This is a genomic window from Lonsdalea populi, from assembly GCF_015999465.1.
GTDB lineage: Bacteria > Pseudomonadota > Gammaproteobacteria > Enterobacterales > Enterobacteriaceae > Lonsdalea > Lonsdalea populi.
The window spans coordinates 1,418,910-1,438,581 of sequence record NZ_CP065534.1 but is presented as its reverse complement, the minus strand read 5'-3'; the positions used below and the strand labels follow the sequence as shown (position 1 = coordinate 1,438,581).

The following is a 19,672-nucleotide window of genomic DNA, read 5'->3' as shown; positions in this document are numbered from 1 at the left end:
CCACGAAAGTGCAGGCAAAGGAAAGAGGGAGAACAATGTGAAAATTGAATGCAGATAAAAATACGGGCCTTCCATTTAGCATGAAAAGCCCATGTGACGAGAATGTTAAACGTCAAGGATGAACGGCGCAGTGATACGATTAGGCCAGGCACATTCCGGCGTCAAAACCTTCACGCGCGGCCACCAGCGCATTGCTGGTTTTCACGGCGCCGCCAATGACGACCACATTGTCAGCAACCCCTTCCAGCTCTTCAGCCAGTTCTTTCACCGGCGCATATCCCAGTGCGATCACGACCGTATCCGCCTCCAGCGCCATCCGTCCTTGCGCATTTTCTAGGGTCACCTGATGTTCGCCAATTTCACACAGCTTGGTATTGGGGTACTGCTTCACGTCATACTCTTCCAGTACGGACATCAAATGCAGCTTGCTGACGCCATCCAGCTCTTGCAGCAGGCGGCCACGCATTTCAACAACGGTGACGTCTTTCAGTTGCATGGCCAGATGTGCAGCGGTTTCGCCCCCTACTTCACCGCCGCCTGCGATAATCACGCGCTGGCCGGTGACTACGTTGCCTAGCAGAACATCCTCCGCCAGGACTACGTGCGGCTGATTGATCCCCTTAATCGGCGGAATCGCCGGTTTACCACCGGTGGCGACGATGACGGAGTCCGGGCGACTTTCCGCCACGATCTCTTTCGTCAGCGGCGTATTAAATTTGATCTCCACGCCCAATTTTTCCAGTTCCCGGCCCAGCCAGGCGGTGTAAGTCGCCAGTTCGCCTTTACCCGGAGGAAAAGCTGCAGAACGGAACTGACCGCCAAGATAGCCGGTTTTTTCAAACAGCGTCACTTTGTGACCGCGCGTCGCCGCCACGCGCGCCGCTTCCAGCCCAGCCGGACCGGCGCCCGCGATGAAGACGCGTTTAGAGCTGTGGACTTTGCTGTAGTCCAGCCTATTTTCACGCGCCAGCGACGGGTTGACCAGACAGGTGAAGGGTACGCCGAGCGGCAAACTGGCGAGACAGCCCTGCATACAGCCGATGCAGTATCGAATTGACGCTATATCGCCTGCTCTCGCTTTATTCGGTAAATGTGGATCGGCCAATGACCCCCGACCCATCGCGATAAAGTCCGCTTTGCCCAGCGCCAGAATATTGTCCGCCATACGCGGATCGTTGATGCGGTTCACGGTGATGATGGGCATGTTCACCGTTTTTTTCAGCTCTTCGGAGAAAGAAACGGCCCAGGCATGGCCCACATACATCGGCGGTACAGTACAAGCCTTGTTGTGAACGCCATAAACGCCCATGGTCATATGCAGCGCATCCACGCCCCACTCTTCAAAGATCTGCGCCAGCACACGCGTTTCAGCGATATCACGTCCGCCCATGAAACCTTCGTCAGCAGAGAGTCGGACGGTGATCGGATAGTCCATGCCTACTTCTTTACGCACCGCCTGATAGATCTCTTTTAAGAACAGAATACGGCCGTCGAGGCTGCCGCCATATTTGTCGGTACGTTTATTGGCATAAGGCGATAAAAACTCGGCAATCAAATAACCGTGGCCGGCATGAATTTCAACACCGTCGAAACCGGCTTCTTTCACCCGGCGGGCGCAGTCGGCAAATTCCGAGACCAACTGCTGAATTTCGTCGATGCCAAGTTCCCGGGGCATTTCTTTTAATGCGGGGCACGGAATCGCCGAAGGTGCCACAGGCTGTACGCCGCCGTTCACATTCTCTGACGTCTGACGGCCTGCATGGTAAATCTGGCAGAAGATTTTACTGTCGTATTGATGGATGGTATCGGTGAGTTTACGATGGCTGGCAATTTGCTCATCGCGCCATAGCCCACCGGTGTATTTAAAGCCCATCGCATTTTCGTTGATGGCGTAGTTTTCGGTGATGATCAACCCCCAGCCGCCCTTTGCTTTTTCTTCGTGATAGGCGATATAGCGGTCTGACGCTGTACCATCGCTATTACACAGGTTGGTGACCATGGCGGGAACAACGAGCCGGTTCGGAATCACGCACTGATTAATTTTTTCGGGGTGAAATAATTTCTTGAACATATTTTATATGTTTCCTGCTAATGAATATAAAAGATATTATTCTAATAGCATCAGAAATGCCTTTTAAAAAATATCGTCCTCAAATTTCATTATAATAATCCACGCCATTTACAAACAATGACTATTTATTATTACTCATCCCCACCATGAAGCATGTCAAAACAACCCTAGAAATAGGGTCGATCTATAAAATGAATGAAAGCCAAAAAGATAATAAGATGTTTTATAAATGGAGATGATATCGTTATCAAATTGTATTTAGTTAAATAGACTGCGATAACCCGCTGGGCGTGCGGACGATGCCTTAACACAGCGGTGAAAGGATGGTAGCATTAACGGCGCGGGCTGCGGTTTAACATGCCTGATATAGGGGGTACAGCGCCCGCTATTCTCTTTAATGAGAGATATCAATGGCAATTGGCACATTAAAGCCACCTTCCCGCGGCTTTATTATGACAATATTATTTTCCTAATGATAATTATTTTACATGGTGAGAGTTTATCGCCTTTATCGACATGACGACCGTCATTTTAACCAGGGTATATATATTATCCATGTCATGAGACTGTCCATAATTTTCTGTTTGAGCCATGTTTGATCTACCCCATACTTAGACATTCGATGACTTCTTATTTTAACCCGTCGAGAACAGGTCTAATATAATTTCTGATTGCAATCTTTTCTTGAAGGTCGGTATTTTATGGTTAAAAAACGCGTTAATAGATCTATCCCATTGTTGTAGAAATGGTTTGCCGAAAAGACTATCCATTGGACGCAGTTAACAAATAGTCAGTCGCTGTTCCCAATACCCTTCCACTTTGTTTGAACTCAGTTTGAATTGAGCGATCTGACCTATCGTAAAAAACCCAAATCACCAACCAGACAGGGTGACGCCTTTGGCTAACCGCTGGCAAACTTCACGGCATAGCCATGCTGACTTTGACAGGATGCATGGGCTATCTTATCCAGTCAGAGGAGCCATACATTGAAAAGCCCGCTCAGGGAATGGACTGACCCGGGGCTTTTCGCTTTAATCGCGGCCACAAGCCGCGAACAGTACTCAGACCACTGTGGCGCCCAGCACATACGACAACTTTTTCGCCGCATCGAGTATTAGCCGCCGGGTAGCGCTGTCTTCCGGGTCGAATCGACTGGTGGGGCCGGAAATACTGAGCGCGCCTGCGAGCTGGTTCTGATGCTTAAACACCGGCACCGAAATTGAGGCAGTCAGCAGGCTGTTGGTCTCCAGCCGGTTCAGTCCCGCACCGGACGAGGTTAATAACCCGCTTTGATAGTCCCAGCGGGCCGGCATCCCCCCGGCGAACTGCGAGAGTACACCCGCTGCCGAAGTATCATCCATCGCCAACAACGTCCCCACCGGCACGCTGGATTTAATGTGCTGCGGCGAGTCTTTACGCAGCAGGCACATGCGATAGTCCCCGTCGCGGATATAAAAGGTGCTGCTTTCCAGCGTGGCGGCCGTCAGTTTCTCCAGCACCGGTTTAATATGCTGGTGCAGGTCGAAGGTGCGTTCATACACGCAGCCCAACTGATAAGCACGCGATCCCAGCTCGTAACAGCCATCGGCTCGCTTAAATACGTAGCGCTGCGCTTCCAGCGTCAGCATATAACGCAGGATCACGCTTTTAAACAGTCCGGTTGCGGCTTCAAGTTCACCCAGCGTAATGCCACCCGGGTGCGGGATAAACGCATCGAGGATCGCCAGCGTTCGCTGCACGGCTTTAACAGAACGATCAACATCCGTACTTTTTAGTCTCGACATAGCTTCCCATTTCGTGAGCAAACATTCTCATTAACGATGCCGTGTAATGTACAAAAATTAGCAGGCTCTGCCAATCAATGGCCTTCCGGCAAAGTAGGCCATCACGTTATCCAGCATGCGCTGCTGCTGGGCTTGTTGTGCCGTATGGGTGTTGGCCGCCACATGAGGCGTAAGAATGGCATTCGGGGCCGCCAGCAGGCGCGCTGAGATTTCCGGCTCAAATTCGTAAACGTCGAGAGCGGCACCTGCCAGTTGCCCACTTTCCAGTGCATCACACAAGGCGTTTTCATCCACCAGCATACCGCGTGCAATGTTGATCAGGTGGCCATCCGCGCCCAGCCGACGCAGAATATCAGCATCGATAATATGATAATTTTGCGGCGTGCCACGGGCGGCAATCACCAGCACATCGGCCCAGTCTGCCAACTGCTCAATACTGTCCAGATAGCGGTAATCCACCGTTTTTGGCGAACGGCTGTGATAGCCAACCTCCATAGCGAATGCCTGGGCCAGCCGGGCGATCTGTGCGCCGATTTCCCCCAGGCCATAAATACCGATCCTGCGCCCCTGCAGGCCCGATACCAGCGGGTAACGCTCTATGCTGTTGCCCTTCCACTCTCCGCTTCGCAAGAAAGCATCGCTGGAGAGAATATGACGGCAGCTGGCAAGGATCTGTCCGAAGGCGAATTCAGCCACACTACCCGCATTGGAGCCCGCGGCATTGGTCAGGGCGATCCCCTTTTGCTGCAAATAGGCGCTGTCAACAAACTCCATACCTGAGCCATAGCAAATCACCAACTTCAGCGCCGGCAAGGCGTCGATCAACGCCCGACCAGTAACGATGCTGCTCATGGTTAACAGCACCTCGGCTTTATCGGCTCCCTCAGGCAGATTATGACCATCCAGCGTGGTCAGTGGCCCCATCAGATGAAAATGACTGCTTAAGTTTTCGACCAGCCCGGCGGGCAAGGTGCGCGCCATCAATACGTTTTTTTGCATTTTTATCTCTTTATTCTGCCGTTGCCGGGATACGGTGTTTCCATTTCAGGATGCCCCACTGCCCGATCAGTAACGCGGCCAGCATTAAAGACATCAGCTGGAAAGTCAGCATGATGCTGCCCACTGAAGCCAGCATACCGACCAGCAGGTTACCAATCGGCATGGTGCCCTGAAATGACATGCCATACAGGCCCACCACCCCGCCACGGAGTTCAGGCGGGCTGTGATGCTGTAAGGTGGAATTGATCATGGTGGAGAAAAAAGTCAGGGACAGACCAAGCCAGAGAAAACAACAGCAGGTCAACAGCGGCAACGTGGAGAAGGAGACCCCGGCCAATGCCAGCACCGCTGACCACGGGGCAAACTTCAGCCACTGCACCAGACGCTGGTGAGAGATGCGCGCCGAGATCAGCAGCGCTGACAACAGCGAGCCCACTCCGGCACTGCTGAAAAACCAGCCCGTATAGCGCGCCGTATCGTGGAAATTTTGTGAGGCTAGTACCGGGATCAACGACTGATACGAACCGGCAAAAATGCCCATAAACGCCAGCATCGGTAAGAAGCGCATGGCGAAGTCGTCGTTCTTTACATAGTGCAGCGCGTTGCGCATTCCACCCGCACGTTTTGAGTGACTTCCCACCTCCACGACCTGCATGCTGCGCACCGCAAAGAACATCGTCACCAGCCCACAGAGCGAGATGACAAACCCTGCCGCTGCCCCGTAGTGATTGAAGCTCCAGGCCGCTATCGCAGGGCCAAACATCCGCCCGATATTAAACACCATGGTGTTCATCGCCACGGCGTTATACATCAGCGATTTATCCTGCAGACTGCTGGTCAGCAGCAGATGTCGGGTGGGTAACTCCATCGACGATACACAGCCCGCTACCGCCGCAATCAACAAAATAAACAGCGGTGAAATAAAGCCGGCCAGCACGCTGACCAACAGTAAACTGCTGATAGTGGCCGACAGGCACAGTATGCGCATCATGGTGCCTTTGACGGTGGCTGGCGTCAGGCAGCTGCCGAACAGCAGCGGAACAATCAACGCCGGGCAGTAAAGCAGAAAATTCAGCACCCCGAGCAGCCAGGGCGATTGACTCATCTGCCACAGCAGTAAATTAAGCGTGACGTTTTGCGTCCACAAACCGAGGATAGATGCCGCCTGCCCCATCAGATACCTGCGCGTCATTCGTTCTTTAAATACCGGAAAAGCACCAGCCAGAAACATGCGAGATCCTTGACGGCAGCGGGTTAACTCCTGCTACCGCTGAAATGGGTGCGCCATAAACTATGCTCCACTCCATCGCGAAGCACAGTAAGACTTACTTCAGGCTGTGACAGAAACGCTGAATGCGCTGGCAGGCCTCTTCCAGTTGCGCCATGGACGCGGCGTAAGACAGGCGGAAATTGGGTGCCAGCCCAAAAGCATTACCGTGTACGAGCGCCACCCCTTCGCTGGCTAGCAGCGCTTCGGTAAAGTCTTTATCGCTGTTGATTACCCGCCCCTGAGGGGTGGTTTTATTCAGCAGCCCGGCACAGGACGGATAAACGTAAAATGCCCCCTGCGACACCTGGCAATGCAGCCCCGGAGCCTCGTTAAGCGCGGCCACCACGTAATCGCGCCTCGCCTTAAAGCTGGCACGCCAATCGGCGAGAAATTCCTGCGGCCCGGTCAGTGCAGCGTGCGCCGCCCATTGAGCAATGCCGCACACACCTGAGGTGGTCTGCCCCTGAATGGTTTCCATCGCTTTGATCAACGGCTGTGGACCTGCACCATAGCCTACGCGCCAGCCGGTCATGGCATAGGCCTTTGACACACCATTGATAATCAGCGAGCGTTCGAGCAGTGCAGGTTCAACCTGTGGGAAGGTGACGAATACGCAGTCGTCATAGACCAGCTTTTCGTAGATATCGTCAGTCATCACCCAGACATGCGGATGGCGCAGCAACACATCGGCCAGCGCCCGCAGCTCAGAGTGGCTGTATACCGCCCCCGAAGGGTTGGAAGGTGAGTTAAACAGCAACCATTTGGTTTTAGGGGTGATCGCCTGCTCAAGGCTTTCAGCGGTTATTTTATAACCCTGCGCGGCTGTGGCAGACACAATCACCGGCGTACCGCCGCACAGTGAGACCATATCCGGATAAGAGACCCAGTAAGGGGACAGGATAATCACCTCATCACCGGGATTCAGGGTGGCCATCAGCGCATTGGAGATCACCTGTTTGGCACCGTTAGAGACGATAATCTGTTTGCTGGTGTACTCCAACTGGTTATCGCTGCGCAGTTTATTGACGATGGCTTCACACAGTTCAGGGATGCCAGCGATCGGCGGATATTTGGTTTCCCCACGGTTCATGGCGGCCAGCGCGGCCTGTTTAATATGCTCAGGGGTATCAAAGTCCGGCTCGCCGGAGCTGAGGGCAATCACATCTTTGCCCTGTGCTTTCATATCACGCGCCAACTGGCTGGCGGCATTGCTGGCAGAGGGTTTGACGCGTTCGAGAGTTTGAGAAAGTATCTTCATGTCAAAAGTCCTGTCAGTGGCGAATATCGGCAACAAATTTTTGCGCACGGGGATGTTGTGGGTGATGGAAAAAGTCTTCGGGTGGTGCACGTTCAATGATTTCGCCCTGGTCCATAAAAATCACCCGGTCGGCGACTTCTCTGGCGAACCCCATTTCGTGGGTGACGCACACCATGGTCATTCCCTCGCTGGCAAGCTGCTTCATAACCTGTAGCACTTCCCCGACCATTTCCGGGTCGAGGGCGCTGGTCGGTTCATCAAACAGCATCACCGGCGGTTTCATTGCCAGCGCACGGGCAATCGCTACTCGCTGCTGCTGGCCGCCGGAAAGCTGATGCGGGTAAGCCTGCAGTTTCGCCGCAAGGCCGACCTTTTTCAGCAGCGCGACCGAGACGTCATCAGCCTCGCATCGGCTGCGCTTCCTCACCCGGCGCTGCGCCAGCGTAACGTTTTGCAATACCGTCAAGTTGGGGAACAGATTGAAAGACTGAAAAACGAAGCCGATATTGCTACGAAACTGATTCAAATTAATGTTCTGATCGCGGCTGTCGACACCGTCGACTAGAATTCTGCCGCTATGAATCTCTTCGAGCCGGTTAATGGTGCGGATTAAGGTCGATTTTCCCGACCCGGACGGCCCGCAAACCACCACCACTTCACCTTTAGCGACCTGCTCACTCACGCCATTCAGTACTTTATGCTGGCCGTACCATTTATCGACGTTTTCAAGTAGTAACATTTCAACTCTCCTGGGCATTCATCTGGCGCTTGCGTCGAATAACGCGCTCCAGCTTGCCCACCAGCTGCGTTAAAGAGAAACACACCCCAAAATAGATCATGGCCAGCACGCCAAATACCTGTAGTGGTTTAGTGAGCTCAAGAGTATTAATCTGATACGCCGAGTACGTTAATTCGGCTACGCCAATAACATAACCCAGCGAGGTGTTTTTAATTAGGTTAATAAACTGATTCAGGATGCTGGGGATCATGGTAAATAATGCCTGCGGCAGAATAATCTCCAACATCGTTCTTGAATAACTAATGCCTAACGTTCGCGCTGCTTCAACTTGCCCGCGAGGGACAGATAAAATACCAGCCCGGACAATCTCACCAAGAAACGCCATCTCATAAATAATTAATGCGACAATTAGGGTTTTCACACCAGAAATAGAGTGACCCGAGATCAACGGCACCGAAAAATAAGACCAGAAGACCAGCATCAATACCGGCAGACCACGGACCACGCTGCTAAAAAGTGTCGCTGGCAGATAAAACAGCTTAAATTTACTGGTACGGGCGATGCCGATAATTATCGCCAGTGGAAAGGCGCAGACCAGGCCGGTTGCCGCCACAAATAATGTCAGCGCTAAGCCACCCAGCGGACCATTGGGATAGCTTCCCGTCAAAATTAAATCACGGTAGTTGAGAAAAATATCTAACATATTATCCATGTTATCGGCTCCCGGTACGTAAAATATAACGATCATACGTCGTGCCGATGCTGACAATCAGCAGCGATCCCGCGAGATAAATCACCGAAACGATGGCAAACGCCTCAAAGGTTCGGAACGTCTCATTCTCAATCTGTTTAGCAGCATGGGTCAGTTCAGCCACGCTGATGGCCATTGCCAGACTGGTAGATTTATACAGCGCCAGAGACTGCCCCAGTAAAGGGGGGATCGAGATGCGAATCGACTGCGGCAGGATCACATCCCGCATCGATTGGGAAAACGTCAGTCCTAATGCCCGGCAGGCTTCCATCTGTCCGCTGGCAATGGCACGCAGGCCGCTGCGTAAATCTTCAGACATAAAGGCGGCGGTATTCAGCGTCAGCGCAATATAAGCAAAGAAAAATTCACTACCGTGCTGATTAACCCACTCCGAAAGTGCAAAAGGCAATAGTGACGACAAACCGAAATACCACAGCAGCAACTGCACCAGCGCCGGGACATTACGGTGATACTCGACGTAGGCCATGACAAACCAACGTAGTGGTGCTATGCCCGACAGGCGCATTGATGCCAGTAGCAGAGATAAAATAAAACCAGAAATCAGACAGAGAAAAAACAAAATTAGCGTAGTTTCCAGTCCGGAGATTATCCACTGCAAATATTTACCTTGCAGTAAAGTAATAGGGTCAAACTTTATCATCAGAATTAACTCCCCTGGAGCAGGCACAGCTTAACAACAGCACGCGCACGCAACTCTCCTGGCGCGGCAGGCAGTTAATACATTATTAAAGTCGGATCGGGCCTGATTTAATATTGCATTATGACGCACACCGTCAGGACGCTTACCATTACGATTTTATTACTGCGCGCTACTTCTTACCTGCTCGATCGGCTCTAATTTATATTCGCGTTTAATTTTATAATCAGTACCGGACCCTAACCATTTATTCCAAATAGCTTCCAGCTGGCCATCTTTTTCCAGATTACCCAGGGCGGTATTGACCGCAGCCAGAAGTTCAGGCTCATTCTTTTTAATACCCAGCGCATTAGGTTCCCAGCTGATGGCCTGATCGATAAACACATATTTTCCCTTGCCTGCTTTCAGATAACGCATCCCTGAAGTCTGGGAAAAAGCCTGACCGCTGATTTTACGTTGCTGAAGTGCCAGGAAGCCTGACGGTGAATCGTGATAGGTGACCACACCAATTTTCGGGAAGGACTTACGTAGCCAGTACTCGGAGGTAGAGCCGGAGGTCATCCCGACACGTTTGCCATCCAGGTCCGCCAGCGTTTTATATCCAGCAGCGGCTGGAACCAGCACTTTTAGCGGCACCTGGAAATGTGATGAGGAAAAATCGATCTGCTTTTCTCGCTCGGCGGTATAACCCAGCGCAGCTGAGAGCACGTCGACGCGACCGATTTGCAGCTCTGGAATACGCGCCTCAACCGACAGGCTTTTCTGTACCATTTTCACCCCGAGCTGCTCGGCAAGTGCCTGACAGATATCCACATCAAAACCGACGATTTTGAGGGTCTTCGGGTCAGTAAAGCCGAGGGGTTCAGTGGTGGAAAGCGTGCCACAGACCAGTTCGCCGCGAGCTTTGATATCCGCCAGTTGATTAGCCGAAGCCGTCGCGGAAACAACAGACAACATCAGTAATGAGCTTGCCATTAGGCGGGATTTAACGCATTTACGTCGTACAACCGTGCTGGTTACAGTTCTGGCCACAGGTTAATCCTCCGGGTTTTAAAACGAATGAGATGTCGATCCTGTCAGCGCGAATAACTTCTTTAACAGCCAGTTAAGCACACGTGATTGTTCATAATGCCATTATGATTTTTATAATGCATAAAAAGTGCCAATCTACTCATTTAATCTTTAATTATAATTAAAAGTTTTTAATTTCAGATAAATAAATAGAATCTCTCATTGATGAAACGAGTGAGTTCCCGGGCAATTAAGGGGCTGAAACGCGATGAAATGAAAAGTGCTCTGCACTGTTGCAGTGAAGGATGTTCCATGATGGGGAAAAAATCAGACATGGATCACACTCTGCTATTACCCCGCCGCGATTTTGTCAGGGTGTTTAAATTCTGTTCTCAGCAATATATAGCCAGTGCTATACCTCATGGCATGAGCTAATAACCTGACGTTACTTTACTGATGGGGGAATATTGATGCCTCGACTTAAAGGATTACTGTATGCGGTACTGGTGACAGCTGACCTTAGCCCAAAATCAGTGCAGTGCAAAATCAGGGATCTTCGTCTTTCTGAAGACTTCGAATGAATTCAGCCGGAGTCATGTCATTTAACGATGTATGCGTTCTTTCATAATTATATTCCCTGCGCCAGTGGTCGAGTTTGTCCTGCGCATCGCCCAATGACAGGAACCAGTGAATGTTCAGACATTCATCCCGCAGACTGCCGTTAAATGATTCAATAAACGGGTTATCTGTCGGTTTTCCGGGCCGGGAGAAGTCCATGGTAACGCCATGCTCGTACGCCCATTTCTCCAGGCTCAGGTCAGCCACCAGTTTCTTCAGCCGCTGATTTTCATCCTCCCGTTGCCGCAGACGTCGCAGTTCCGTCACGCCCAGACCGGCGAATGTCTTCTTCCAATTGTAAAAGGTGGCCTCAGAAATCCCCATCTTTCTGCAGACTTCCCCGACTCGGGTGCCGGTTTCGGCCTGTTTCAGCGCAAACGCAATCCGTTATTCGGTATAACGGGTCTTTTTCATGGCGATGAGCCTCTTTGTGTGATGGAAGAAAGGCCGAATACTTCAGTTTAGACTGGCACTGTTTTCAGGGAGAAGATCACTTTTACTCCGCTTACACCGGCTCCACGATTGGGCTTTACCACCACCGGTAAGGTGAGATGAGTGCGCGTCCATTTAACAATCCCGTCGACCTGCTCTGACTGATATAGTAAGAATGATTGATTTGCGCCTTGAGCCGCTCCGGCAGTGATTCACTGCTGAGTACATGAACGCACTGAACGCCATAAGGACGAAAAGCCGGCGCCAGATAGGTGCTAGTCGATGCACCATCCACAATAGCCACAGTACTTATTAATTTCATTTAATTAGTCTCCGGTTAGATGATTGCATTTACCCCCTGCAACTGCGATCCCTTAGGTTCCCCTTTGCTAAAACGCCTCTGTCCCTCTCGCTTATAAAGACTCACCACATCACCGACGATCAATAGAGCCGGAGACTTCACCTGATTAATCGCCACCATTTTCGTAAGCAAGTCGAGTCGACCAACAATCACACGCTGCTTAGGTTGTGTGCCGCGTTCTATCACCGCTACCGAAGTGGCTGCGCCTAATCCATGGGCAATCAATTGCTCACTGATGCGGCTACAATTGGCGATGCCCATGTAAAACACCAGTGTCTGACGTTCTGCGGCCAGCGTTGGCCAGTCTGGTTCCGGCTCACCCTGCGCGCTGTATCCGGTCACAAAACGCACCGACTGTGCCATACGGCGATGCGTGAGCGGAATACCACTGGCGGCGGCGCAGCCTATCGCGGCAGTAATACCGGGTACAACATGGCAGGCCACTCCATGCTGCTGGCTGTACACTATCTCTTCGCCACCGCGACCAAACACAAACGGATCGCCACCTTTGAGGCGCACTACCTTTTTCCCGCCCTGCGCCAGCGTCACTAACAGCTGATTAATTTCGTCCTGCCCGAGAGTGTGATTGCGCGTCGATTTACCAACATCGATCCGCAGCGCCCGCGGTGGAATAAGCGCCATAATTGCCTCAGACACTAGCCTGTCGAACACCACGACGTCGGCCTGCCGGATCACCCGTAACGCTTTCAGGGTCAGCAGTTCAACATCGCCTGGCCCGGCTCCGACCAGCCACACTTCGCCACCGGTAACCGGATTCTGCTGATTTGCGATAGACATAATCTGCACAAATGAGCTGATTAATTGCTGCATCGGTGAGGTTTTATCGAGGGTATTCATGATGACCTCTTGCCATTAACGTCTCACGCTCTTTGGCGATAATTTTTTTCAATTCGGGAATACATGAGCCGCAGTTGGTGCCGCATTTCAGTGCCGCACCGAGCTGTGCGGCACTGTGACATCCCTGTCGCACCGCGTCGGCAATGGCGATTTCACCCACGCCAAAACAGCTGCACAGGATAGCGCCGGTCGGCGTTTTACCGCCTTCTGCGCGCCCTGCCAGCAATGCCAGCCGCGCCGGTGCATCAGAGAAAACCCAGGCAAAGGCGGCGACGATAGCCTGCCTGTTTGGCATCGGCGGGTTAATGTGAGCGTAAAACGCCAGCTGCAATTCTCCGTCCTTCCACGCCAGAAGATTAAAACCCTCGTCTCCCATCCGTGCCGACTGACAGATCCACTGGCCGATGCCGAACTGGTCGTCCAGCCACGCGATCCAGTCTTCGGGTTTCGTGGAGTCGGCCAGTGTGAAATGGGTCACACCAGGCTGAGTAATTCGACTCCAGTAGGCTACCGATGGCGGTGTGGCGAGGTCGGTTCGAAGAAATACTTCGGCATGCCAGGCGGGGTTCCAGCGTTGCATGCGCACCGGCATCTGCTTGCTTTCCGGCTGACCGGAAAGTGGGTCGGTATGCGCCTCAATTAACGCATTCACCCGCGCCTGCTGGCTGAACTGGCTACTCCAGTGCATCGGCACGAACAGGCTGCCGCGCGGTTGCAGACTGTCAGGATCCGCGCGCAGCAGCAGCCAGCCGTGTGACGACGAGACCCGCAGCAAATCACCCGCCTGCGCAGCCGGGCAGTCATCGGGATGAAACTGACAAAAAGGTTCGCTGAGATGTTGCATCAGTCGTGCGGACTTACCGGTACGGGTCATGGTATGCCATTGATCTCGCACCCGGCCGGTATTCATCACCAGCTGATAAGCCGCGCTGGGGTGATTTATCGGCAACCTCGGCGTGATGGCAATAAGCCGCGCTCTCCCATCTGGATGATAAAACTTGCCATCAGCAAACAGGCGCGGCATACCGTGCGGATAGCGGACGTTGACCGGCCACTGAACCGGTGACATATCGTCCCACTGAGAATTAGAGAGTTGCGCCAATCCACTGATATCAAATGCGCGCCGCCCCTGGTTCTCAAAGCCGGAAAGCCGGGCGTGTTCGCGAAAAATCTCGGCCGGATGCTGATAGTTAAACGCCTCGGTAAACCCCAGCCGCCGGGCAACCTGGCTGATTATCCACCAGTCGGCTTTTGCCTCACCGGGAGGGGGCAGGAAGCTGCGCTGACGCGATACGCAGCGCACCGAGTTGGTCACAGTGCCATTTTTCTCGCCCCAGCCTAGCGCGGGCAGGCAAATGTGCGCCGCACGGGTGGTATCGGTATCGCGCATAATGTCAGAGACAATCACCAGCGGGCAGCGCGCGAGTCCGGCACGCACACGGTCGGCATCGGGCAGAGACACCAGCGGATTAGTACCCATAATCCACAGCGCCTTGACCCGCCCCTCTTCAATGGCTCGAAACAGATCAACCGCATTCAATCCGGCAGTTTTCGCCACGTTATCGCTGTGCCAGAAACGGCCGACACGGTCAATTTCTTCCGCCGTAAAGCCCATATGTGCCGCCAACTGATTCGCCAGCCCGCCCACCTCACGCCCACCCATCGCGTTGGGTTGACCGGTTATCGAAAAAGGTCCGCAGCCTGCACGGCCAATTTTGCCCGTCGCCAGATGCAGGTTAATGATGGCATTACACTTATCGACGCCGGAACTGGACTGATTGATACCCATGGAATACAGGGTCACCAGACGGTCGCTGTCCGCGATAAATTGATAGAATACCTGCAGCTGCGCCTGTGACAGGCAGCAAAAATCGGCGGTTTTTGCTAACGTCCACGCTTTTACTGCCGCCAGCGTCTCTTCCGCACCCTGCGTATGCTGTTGTAAAAAGTCGTCATCCAGACATCCTTGCCCAGCCATCGCGTTGAGCACACCGCAAAATAGCGCCGCGTCACTGCCGGGACGCAATGGCAAATGCAGATCGGCAATGTCGCAGGTCGCCGTCTGACGCGGATCGATCACTACAATGCACATCCCGGGCCGCGATTTTTTCGCCAGCGCCAGCCTTTGATATACTACCGGATGCGCCCATGCGGTGTTAGAACCGGTGAGGATCACGCAGTCGGCCTGTTCAAGATCCTGATAATCGCACGGTACCACGTCGGCCCCGAATGCCCGCTTGTAGCCCGCCACCGCCGAGGCCATACACAACCGAGAGTTAGTATCCATGTTCCCCGAACCGATGAAGCCTTTCATCAGTTTGTTGGCAACATAATAGTCTTCGGTGAGCAGTTGCCCCGAACCGTAGAACGCCACCGCCTGCGGGCCATGCTGATCAATGACTGCCCGCAGGCCATCGGCCACCGCGTCGAGTGCCTGCGACCAACTGACCGGCTGACGGTCGATTTCCGGGCGCAGCAGACGTCCTTCAAGTCCAAGCGTTTCTCCCAGCGCGCTGCCCTTGACGCATAGCCGCCCGAGATTAGCCGGATGCGTCATCTCACCGTGGGCGACAAACGCCGTGTCCTGCAACTGCATTCGCACGCCACACCCTACGCCGCAATAGGCGCAGGTGGTTGCAACAGAGGTCGGCGATTGGCTCATAGGCTGACCATTTGGATGATGTCGGCCCTTTTCTCATCCCGTTCCACGGGACGCTGCCGTACCCAAACCCGTAAGTCGTCCACTTTCACCGGCCAGACGTTCAGTACGATCCCGCATGAATCAACACTGCGGCCGTCAAGCAGGCTGAAACGCTGTTTGTATAGTGGCGAAATCACCACCGGCTCGCCCCTGACATCGCCGATCAAACCGCGCGCCAGTACGTTCGCGTCGCTATCCGGTTCGTGATTGCTCAGGGCAAACACCTGCTGTGGATGTTCAGGAAGGTGGAACAGCGCAATCTGTTGATCGGCCAGTCTTGCTGCCATACCTGCATTGCCGGGAATAGCGCTCAACGCGCATATCTCAACCCAGTCCTCCGCATTTGCTTCCGAAGGAGAGCTTACGGCCAACGTCTGGCGCTCTTCGTGAGTTGCCGGGCGGAGCTGCTCACGCTCCTGCACCATCACCACAGTCTCATCCGGCTCCTCGCTATTGACAAACGGCTTAAACAGCGCCAAACGGTCCGGGTCGGCCAGCGTGGTTTGCCATTCGCACTGGTAGGTATCGATCACCATACTCATCTCGTGCTCCAGCTCGGCGGCGATATTAAGGCTGTCTTCCAGCACCACCTGGCGCAGATAGTTCATCCCCCCCTCAAGGTTGTCCATCCAGGTGCTGGTGCGCTGCAGGCGATCGGCGGTGCGGATATAGAACATCAGGAAACGGTCTACGGTTCGGACAAGTTCTTCAACGCCCATGTCCTGCGCCAGTAAATCCGCGTGGCGTGGTTTCATTCCGCCATTGCCGCAAACGTAAAGATTCCAGCCCTTATCGGTAGCGATCACGCCGACGTCTTTGCTCTGTGCCTCAGCACATTCCCGGGTACAGCCGGAAACCGCCATCTTAATTTTATGCGGCGAACGCAGGCCCTTGTAACGATTCTCCAGCAGTAGCGCCAGCGAGGTGGAGTTTTGCACTCCGTAGCGACACCAGCTCGAACCGACACAGGATTTCACCGTGCGCAGTGATTTGCCGTATGCGTGGCCGGTTTCGAAACCGGCGTCGACCAGTTGCTGCCAGATAGCCGGTAACTGTTCGAGGCGTGCGCCGAACAGGTCGATGCGTTGCCCACCGGTAATTTTGGTGTAGAGGTTGTAACGTTTGGCGACTCTGCCAATGGCTATCAGCCCGTCCGGCGTTATCTCACCGGCCGGAACACGCGGCACCACCGAATAAGTGCCGTCTTTCTGAATATTGGCAAAGTAGCGATCGTTGGTGTCCTGCAACGGCAAATGCTGCGGTTTGAGCAGGTAATCATTCCAGCACGACGCCAGAATCGAGCCCACCAGCGGTTTGCAGATTTCGCAGCCGCGGCCCTGTCCGTGTTTGCCAAGCAGCGCGTCCCAACTGCGAATATTGCCTATGCGCACTAAGTGATACAGCTCCCGACGCGAATAGGCGAAATGCTCGCAGACGTCTTTCTTTACTTCAACACCCAGCTCGGTGAGCGCGAATTCCATCACCTGTTTAGTCAGCGCCGCACACCCGCCGCAACCGGTCGCCGCCCTGGTGCAGGATTTGATTGCCGCCATGTCGCCGCAACCCCCCTTAACTGCCTCGCAGATATCAGCCTTGCTGACGTTGTGACAGGAGCAAATCTGCGCCCCCCCTGGCAGCGCCGCAACGCCCAGGGTTTGCGGGGCCTCGCCCGTGCTGGCAGGTAAAATCAGCCCCTCGGGATTAGTGGGTAGCGGTATGTCGTTAAGCATCATTTGCAGCAGCGTACCGTACTCGCTGCTGTCGCCGACCAGTACCGCGCCAAGCAAACGTTTGCCATCCTGCGATACAACAATCTTTTTGTACACTTGGGCTGGCCCGTTGACCCAAGTGTAGCTCTGGCTGCCCGGCGTACGACCGTGTGCACCACCGATCGACGCCACTTCGACGCCCAACAACTTGAGTTTGGTGCTCATGTCCGCGCCCTTGAAAGCCGCCTCGCTGCCGGAGAGCGTATCTGCCAATATGCGCGCCATCTGATAGCCAGGTGCCACCAGGCCGAAGATTTGCCCCTTCCACAGTGCGCATTCGCCGATGGCAAAAATGGCCGGATCGGAGGTGCGACACTGGTCATTAATCACTATTCCGCCTCGAAGCCCCACATCCAGCCCGCATTGTTTAGCCAGTCGATCGTTAGGCCGAATCCCTGCTGAAAACAACACCAGATCGGTTTCCAGATGACTGCCATCGGCAAACTCCATCCGATAACTGCACATCTCGCCAGCCACGATGCCACGTGTCTCTTTGCCGGTGTGCACCTGCACCCCCAGCGCCTCAACCTTACGTCGCAGCATACCGGCGCCGTCTTCATCGAGTTGGACGCCCATCAGACGGGGGGCAAACTCCACCACGTGGGTTTGCAGCCCGAGATGCTTGAGCGCGTTGGCCGCCTCAAGCCCCAGCAGGCCACCACCAACCACCACGCCCACTGTGCCCTTTTCCGCACAGGCTTTGATGGCCGACAGATCCTCAAGAGTGCGATACACCATACATCCCGGTGCGTCATTTCCCGGAATCGGCGGCACAAACGGATAGGATCCGGTGGCGAGCACTAGCAGGTCATAGGCCGTCTGATGCCCCTGTCGGTCAACCACAAAACGGTGGCGCGCATCAACGTGATCGACGCCGTGTCCAAGGCGCAATTCAATGCCGGTTGCCTCAAAGAAACCCTCCTCGACCATCGACCGCGACTGGGCGCTACGCCCCGAGAACAGCTCGGAGAGATGCACACGGTCATAGGCTGGGGAAGTTTCTTCAGCAAAAACAATAATCTGATACTGCAAGTGCAGCTCGCGTTCGACCAGTTGTTGTAAGAAATGGTGGCCAACCATACCGTGCCCGGCCATAACTAATACGGGTTTAGACAATGCAATGCTCCTCGTCACCTTGAGGGGTAACTGTTCTGTTTTCATTGACTGAGATTCAGATAAATGAGGCGCTTGTGGAGGACTGAACACGCTGAGCTGCGCCGTAAGAGACTGCGTTCCGTCGAGGGACGATAAATAGTGTATGCTGTCACCAATATCGCCCCACAATAGCACCCCTTTGAGTTGGCTATCGCGAAAAAACAGGCGGCGATAGTGGCCCTCGAAGGGATCAAAAGTGCTGTGGATTTGGCCGTTTTCGCCGCCGTTCAGCTCACCGGCACAAAACAGATTCAGGCCAGTCACTTTGAGGCGCAATGGCACGTTGCTCATCGCTGGCGACGACGATGATACGCCTGCCAGGCGCGCGGCTAGCGTCTCAGCCTGCTGCCAGCACGGTGCGACCAGGCCTGGCGTCAACGTCCCTGGCTGACAGCATTCACCGATGGCCGAAATGTGCGGATCGGAGGTTTGCATCTCGCTGCTGACCACTATGCCGCGATCGCACCTTAGTCCGGCAGCCAGCGCCAGCGAGATGTTCGGACGCACACCGGCCGCTACCACCACGCGTTCGGCAGGAATGGCTCTCCCATCATCCAGCATCACCGCCTGCACATGACCCGATGCGTCTCCGATATACGAAACGGTTTTCGCCTGCAATAGCGTATGAATTCCACGCGCCGACAAACTGTCGCGCAGCAGCCCGGCAGCAAAAGCGTCGAGCTGCTGGTCCATCAGGTGCGGCCCCCGATGCAGCAGCGTGACCGTCATGCCACGCAGGGCCAGCCCCGCGGCCGCCTCAATACCCAGCACGCCCCCGCCGATTACCACTGCTGGTTGTCCCGCATACTGTCCATTCAGAATGCCGTCGACATCCTGCTGGCTACGAAAACCGTAGATACTGGCTAATTCCGCGCCCGGCAACGGCGGCATAAACGGCCGCGAACCGGTGGCGATCGCCAGATGGTCATAGGACAGCGTGAGGTTGCCCGCCTTGAGGGTTCGGGTCTCGCGGCAGATTTCCGTCACCGCCACACCGGTCAGCAGCGTCACTTCATGGCGCTGATACCAGTCAGCGTCATGGGTCACGATATCGGCAAAACTCTTCTCCCCCGATAACACCGGGGTGAGCAAGATGCGGTTGTAGGCTGTCTGCGGTTCTTCGCCAACCACCACGATGCGATAATGTCCCGCCGCCAGTTGACACAACCGTTCGACCAGCCGCACGCCAGCCATGCCATTGCCAATCACTATCAGAGTGGGTTTGTCCATTGCGCCC

Annotated in this window: 13 protein-coding genes; all 13 read right to left on the bottom strand. The window is 54.1% G+C overall.

Features of this window, described 5'->3' with window-relative positions; genetic code table 11:
- Positions 1–139: 139 nt before the first annotated feature.
- Positions 140–2,071, bottom strand: coding sequence for an oxidoreductase (locus I6N93_RS06215; protein WP_085686114.1), 1,932 nt, complete (start codon positions 2,069–2,071; stop codon positions 140–142).
- A 1,061-nt stretch (positions 2,072–3,132) separates the two neighbouring features.
- Positions 3,133–3,855 carry an IclR family transcriptional regulator gene (locus I6N93_RS06210; protein WP_085686116.1) on the bottom strand — a complete coding sequence of 241 codons (723 nt, stop codon included), beginning with the start codon at positions 3,853–3,855 and terminating at the stop codon, positions 3,133–3,135.
- Positions 3,856–3,912: 57 nt separating this feature from the next.
- Complete coding sequence (locus tag I6N93_RS06205) at positions 3,913–4,854, bottom strand: NAD(P)-dependent oxidoreductase (RefSeq protein WP_232100130.1); 942 nt, start codon at positions 4,852–4,854, stop codon at positions 3,913–3,915.
- A 10-nt stretch (positions 4,855–4,864) separates the two neighbouring features.
- Positions 4,865–6,085, bottom strand: a complete 1,221-nt coding sequence (locus I6N93_RS06200; protein ID WP_085686118.1) for an MFS transporter — start codon at positions 6,083–6,085, stop codon at positions 4,865–4,867.
- A gap of 94 nt (positions 6,086–6,179) precedes the next feature.
- On the bottom strand, positions 6,180–7,382 hold the full coding sequence (locus I6N93_RS06195; protein WP_085686120.1) for a pyridoxal phosphate-dependent aminotransferase: 1,203 nt from the start codon (positions 7,380–7,382) through the stop codon (positions 6,180–6,182).
- 13 nt (positions 7,383–7,395) lie between these two features.
- A complete protein-coding gene (locus I6N93_RS06190; RefSeq protein WP_085686121.1) occupies positions 7,396–8,121 on the bottom strand; it encodes an amino acid ABC transporter ATP-binding protein in 726 nt (241 codons plus the stop codon).
- A 1-nt stretch (position 8,122) separates the two neighbouring features.
- Complete coding sequence (locus I6N93_RS06185) at positions 8,123–8,833, bottom strand: amino acid ABC transporter permease (protein ID WP_085686123.1); 711 nt, start codon at positions 8,831–8,833, stop codon at positions 8,123–8,125.
- Position 8,834: 1 nt separating this feature from the next.
- Positions 8,835–9,533, bottom strand: a complete 699-nt coding sequence (locus I6N93_RS06180) for an amino acid ABC transporter permease (RefSeq protein WP_085686125.1) — start codon at positions 9,531–9,533, stop codon at positions 8,835–8,837.
- A gap of 159 nt (positions 9,534–9,692) precedes the next feature.
- Complete coding sequence (locus I6N93_RS06175) at positions 9,693–10,505, bottom strand: transporter substrate-binding domain-containing protein (RefSeq protein WP_167459588.1); 813 nt, start codon at positions 10,503–10,505, stop codon at positions 9,693–9,695.
- 582 nt (positions 10,506–11,087) lie between these two features.
- Positions 11,088–11,543: an integrase core domain-containing protein gene (locus I6N93_RS06170; RefSeq protein ID WP_232100146.1), complete on the bottom strand. Its 456-nt coding sequence runs from the start codon at positions 11,541–11,543 to the stop codon at positions 11,088–11,090.
- Positions 11,544–11,928: 385 nt separating this feature from the next.
- Positions 11,929–12,771: a uroporphyrinogen-III C-methyltransferase gene (cobA, locus tag I6N93_RS06165; RefSeq protein ID WP_373853580.1), complete on the bottom strand. Its 843-nt coding sequence runs from the start codon at positions 12,769–12,771 to the stop codon at positions 11,929–11,931.
- A gap of 22 nt (positions 12,772–12,793) precedes the next feature.
- Positions 12,794–15,472, bottom strand: a complete 2,679-nt coding sequence (locus I6N93_RS06160) for a nitrate reductase (protein WP_085686131.1) — start codon at positions 15,470–15,472, stop codon at positions 12,794–12,796.
- Positions 15,469–19,665, bottom strand: coding sequence for a nitrite reductase large subunit NirB (nirB, locus tag I6N93_RS06155; RefSeq protein ID WP_085686133.1), 4,197 nt, complete (start codon positions 19,663–19,665; stop codon positions 15,469–15,471). Before nirB ends, I6N93_RS06160 begins: the two co-directional genes overlap by 4 nt.
- Positions 19,666–19,672 lie beyond the last annotated feature (7 nt).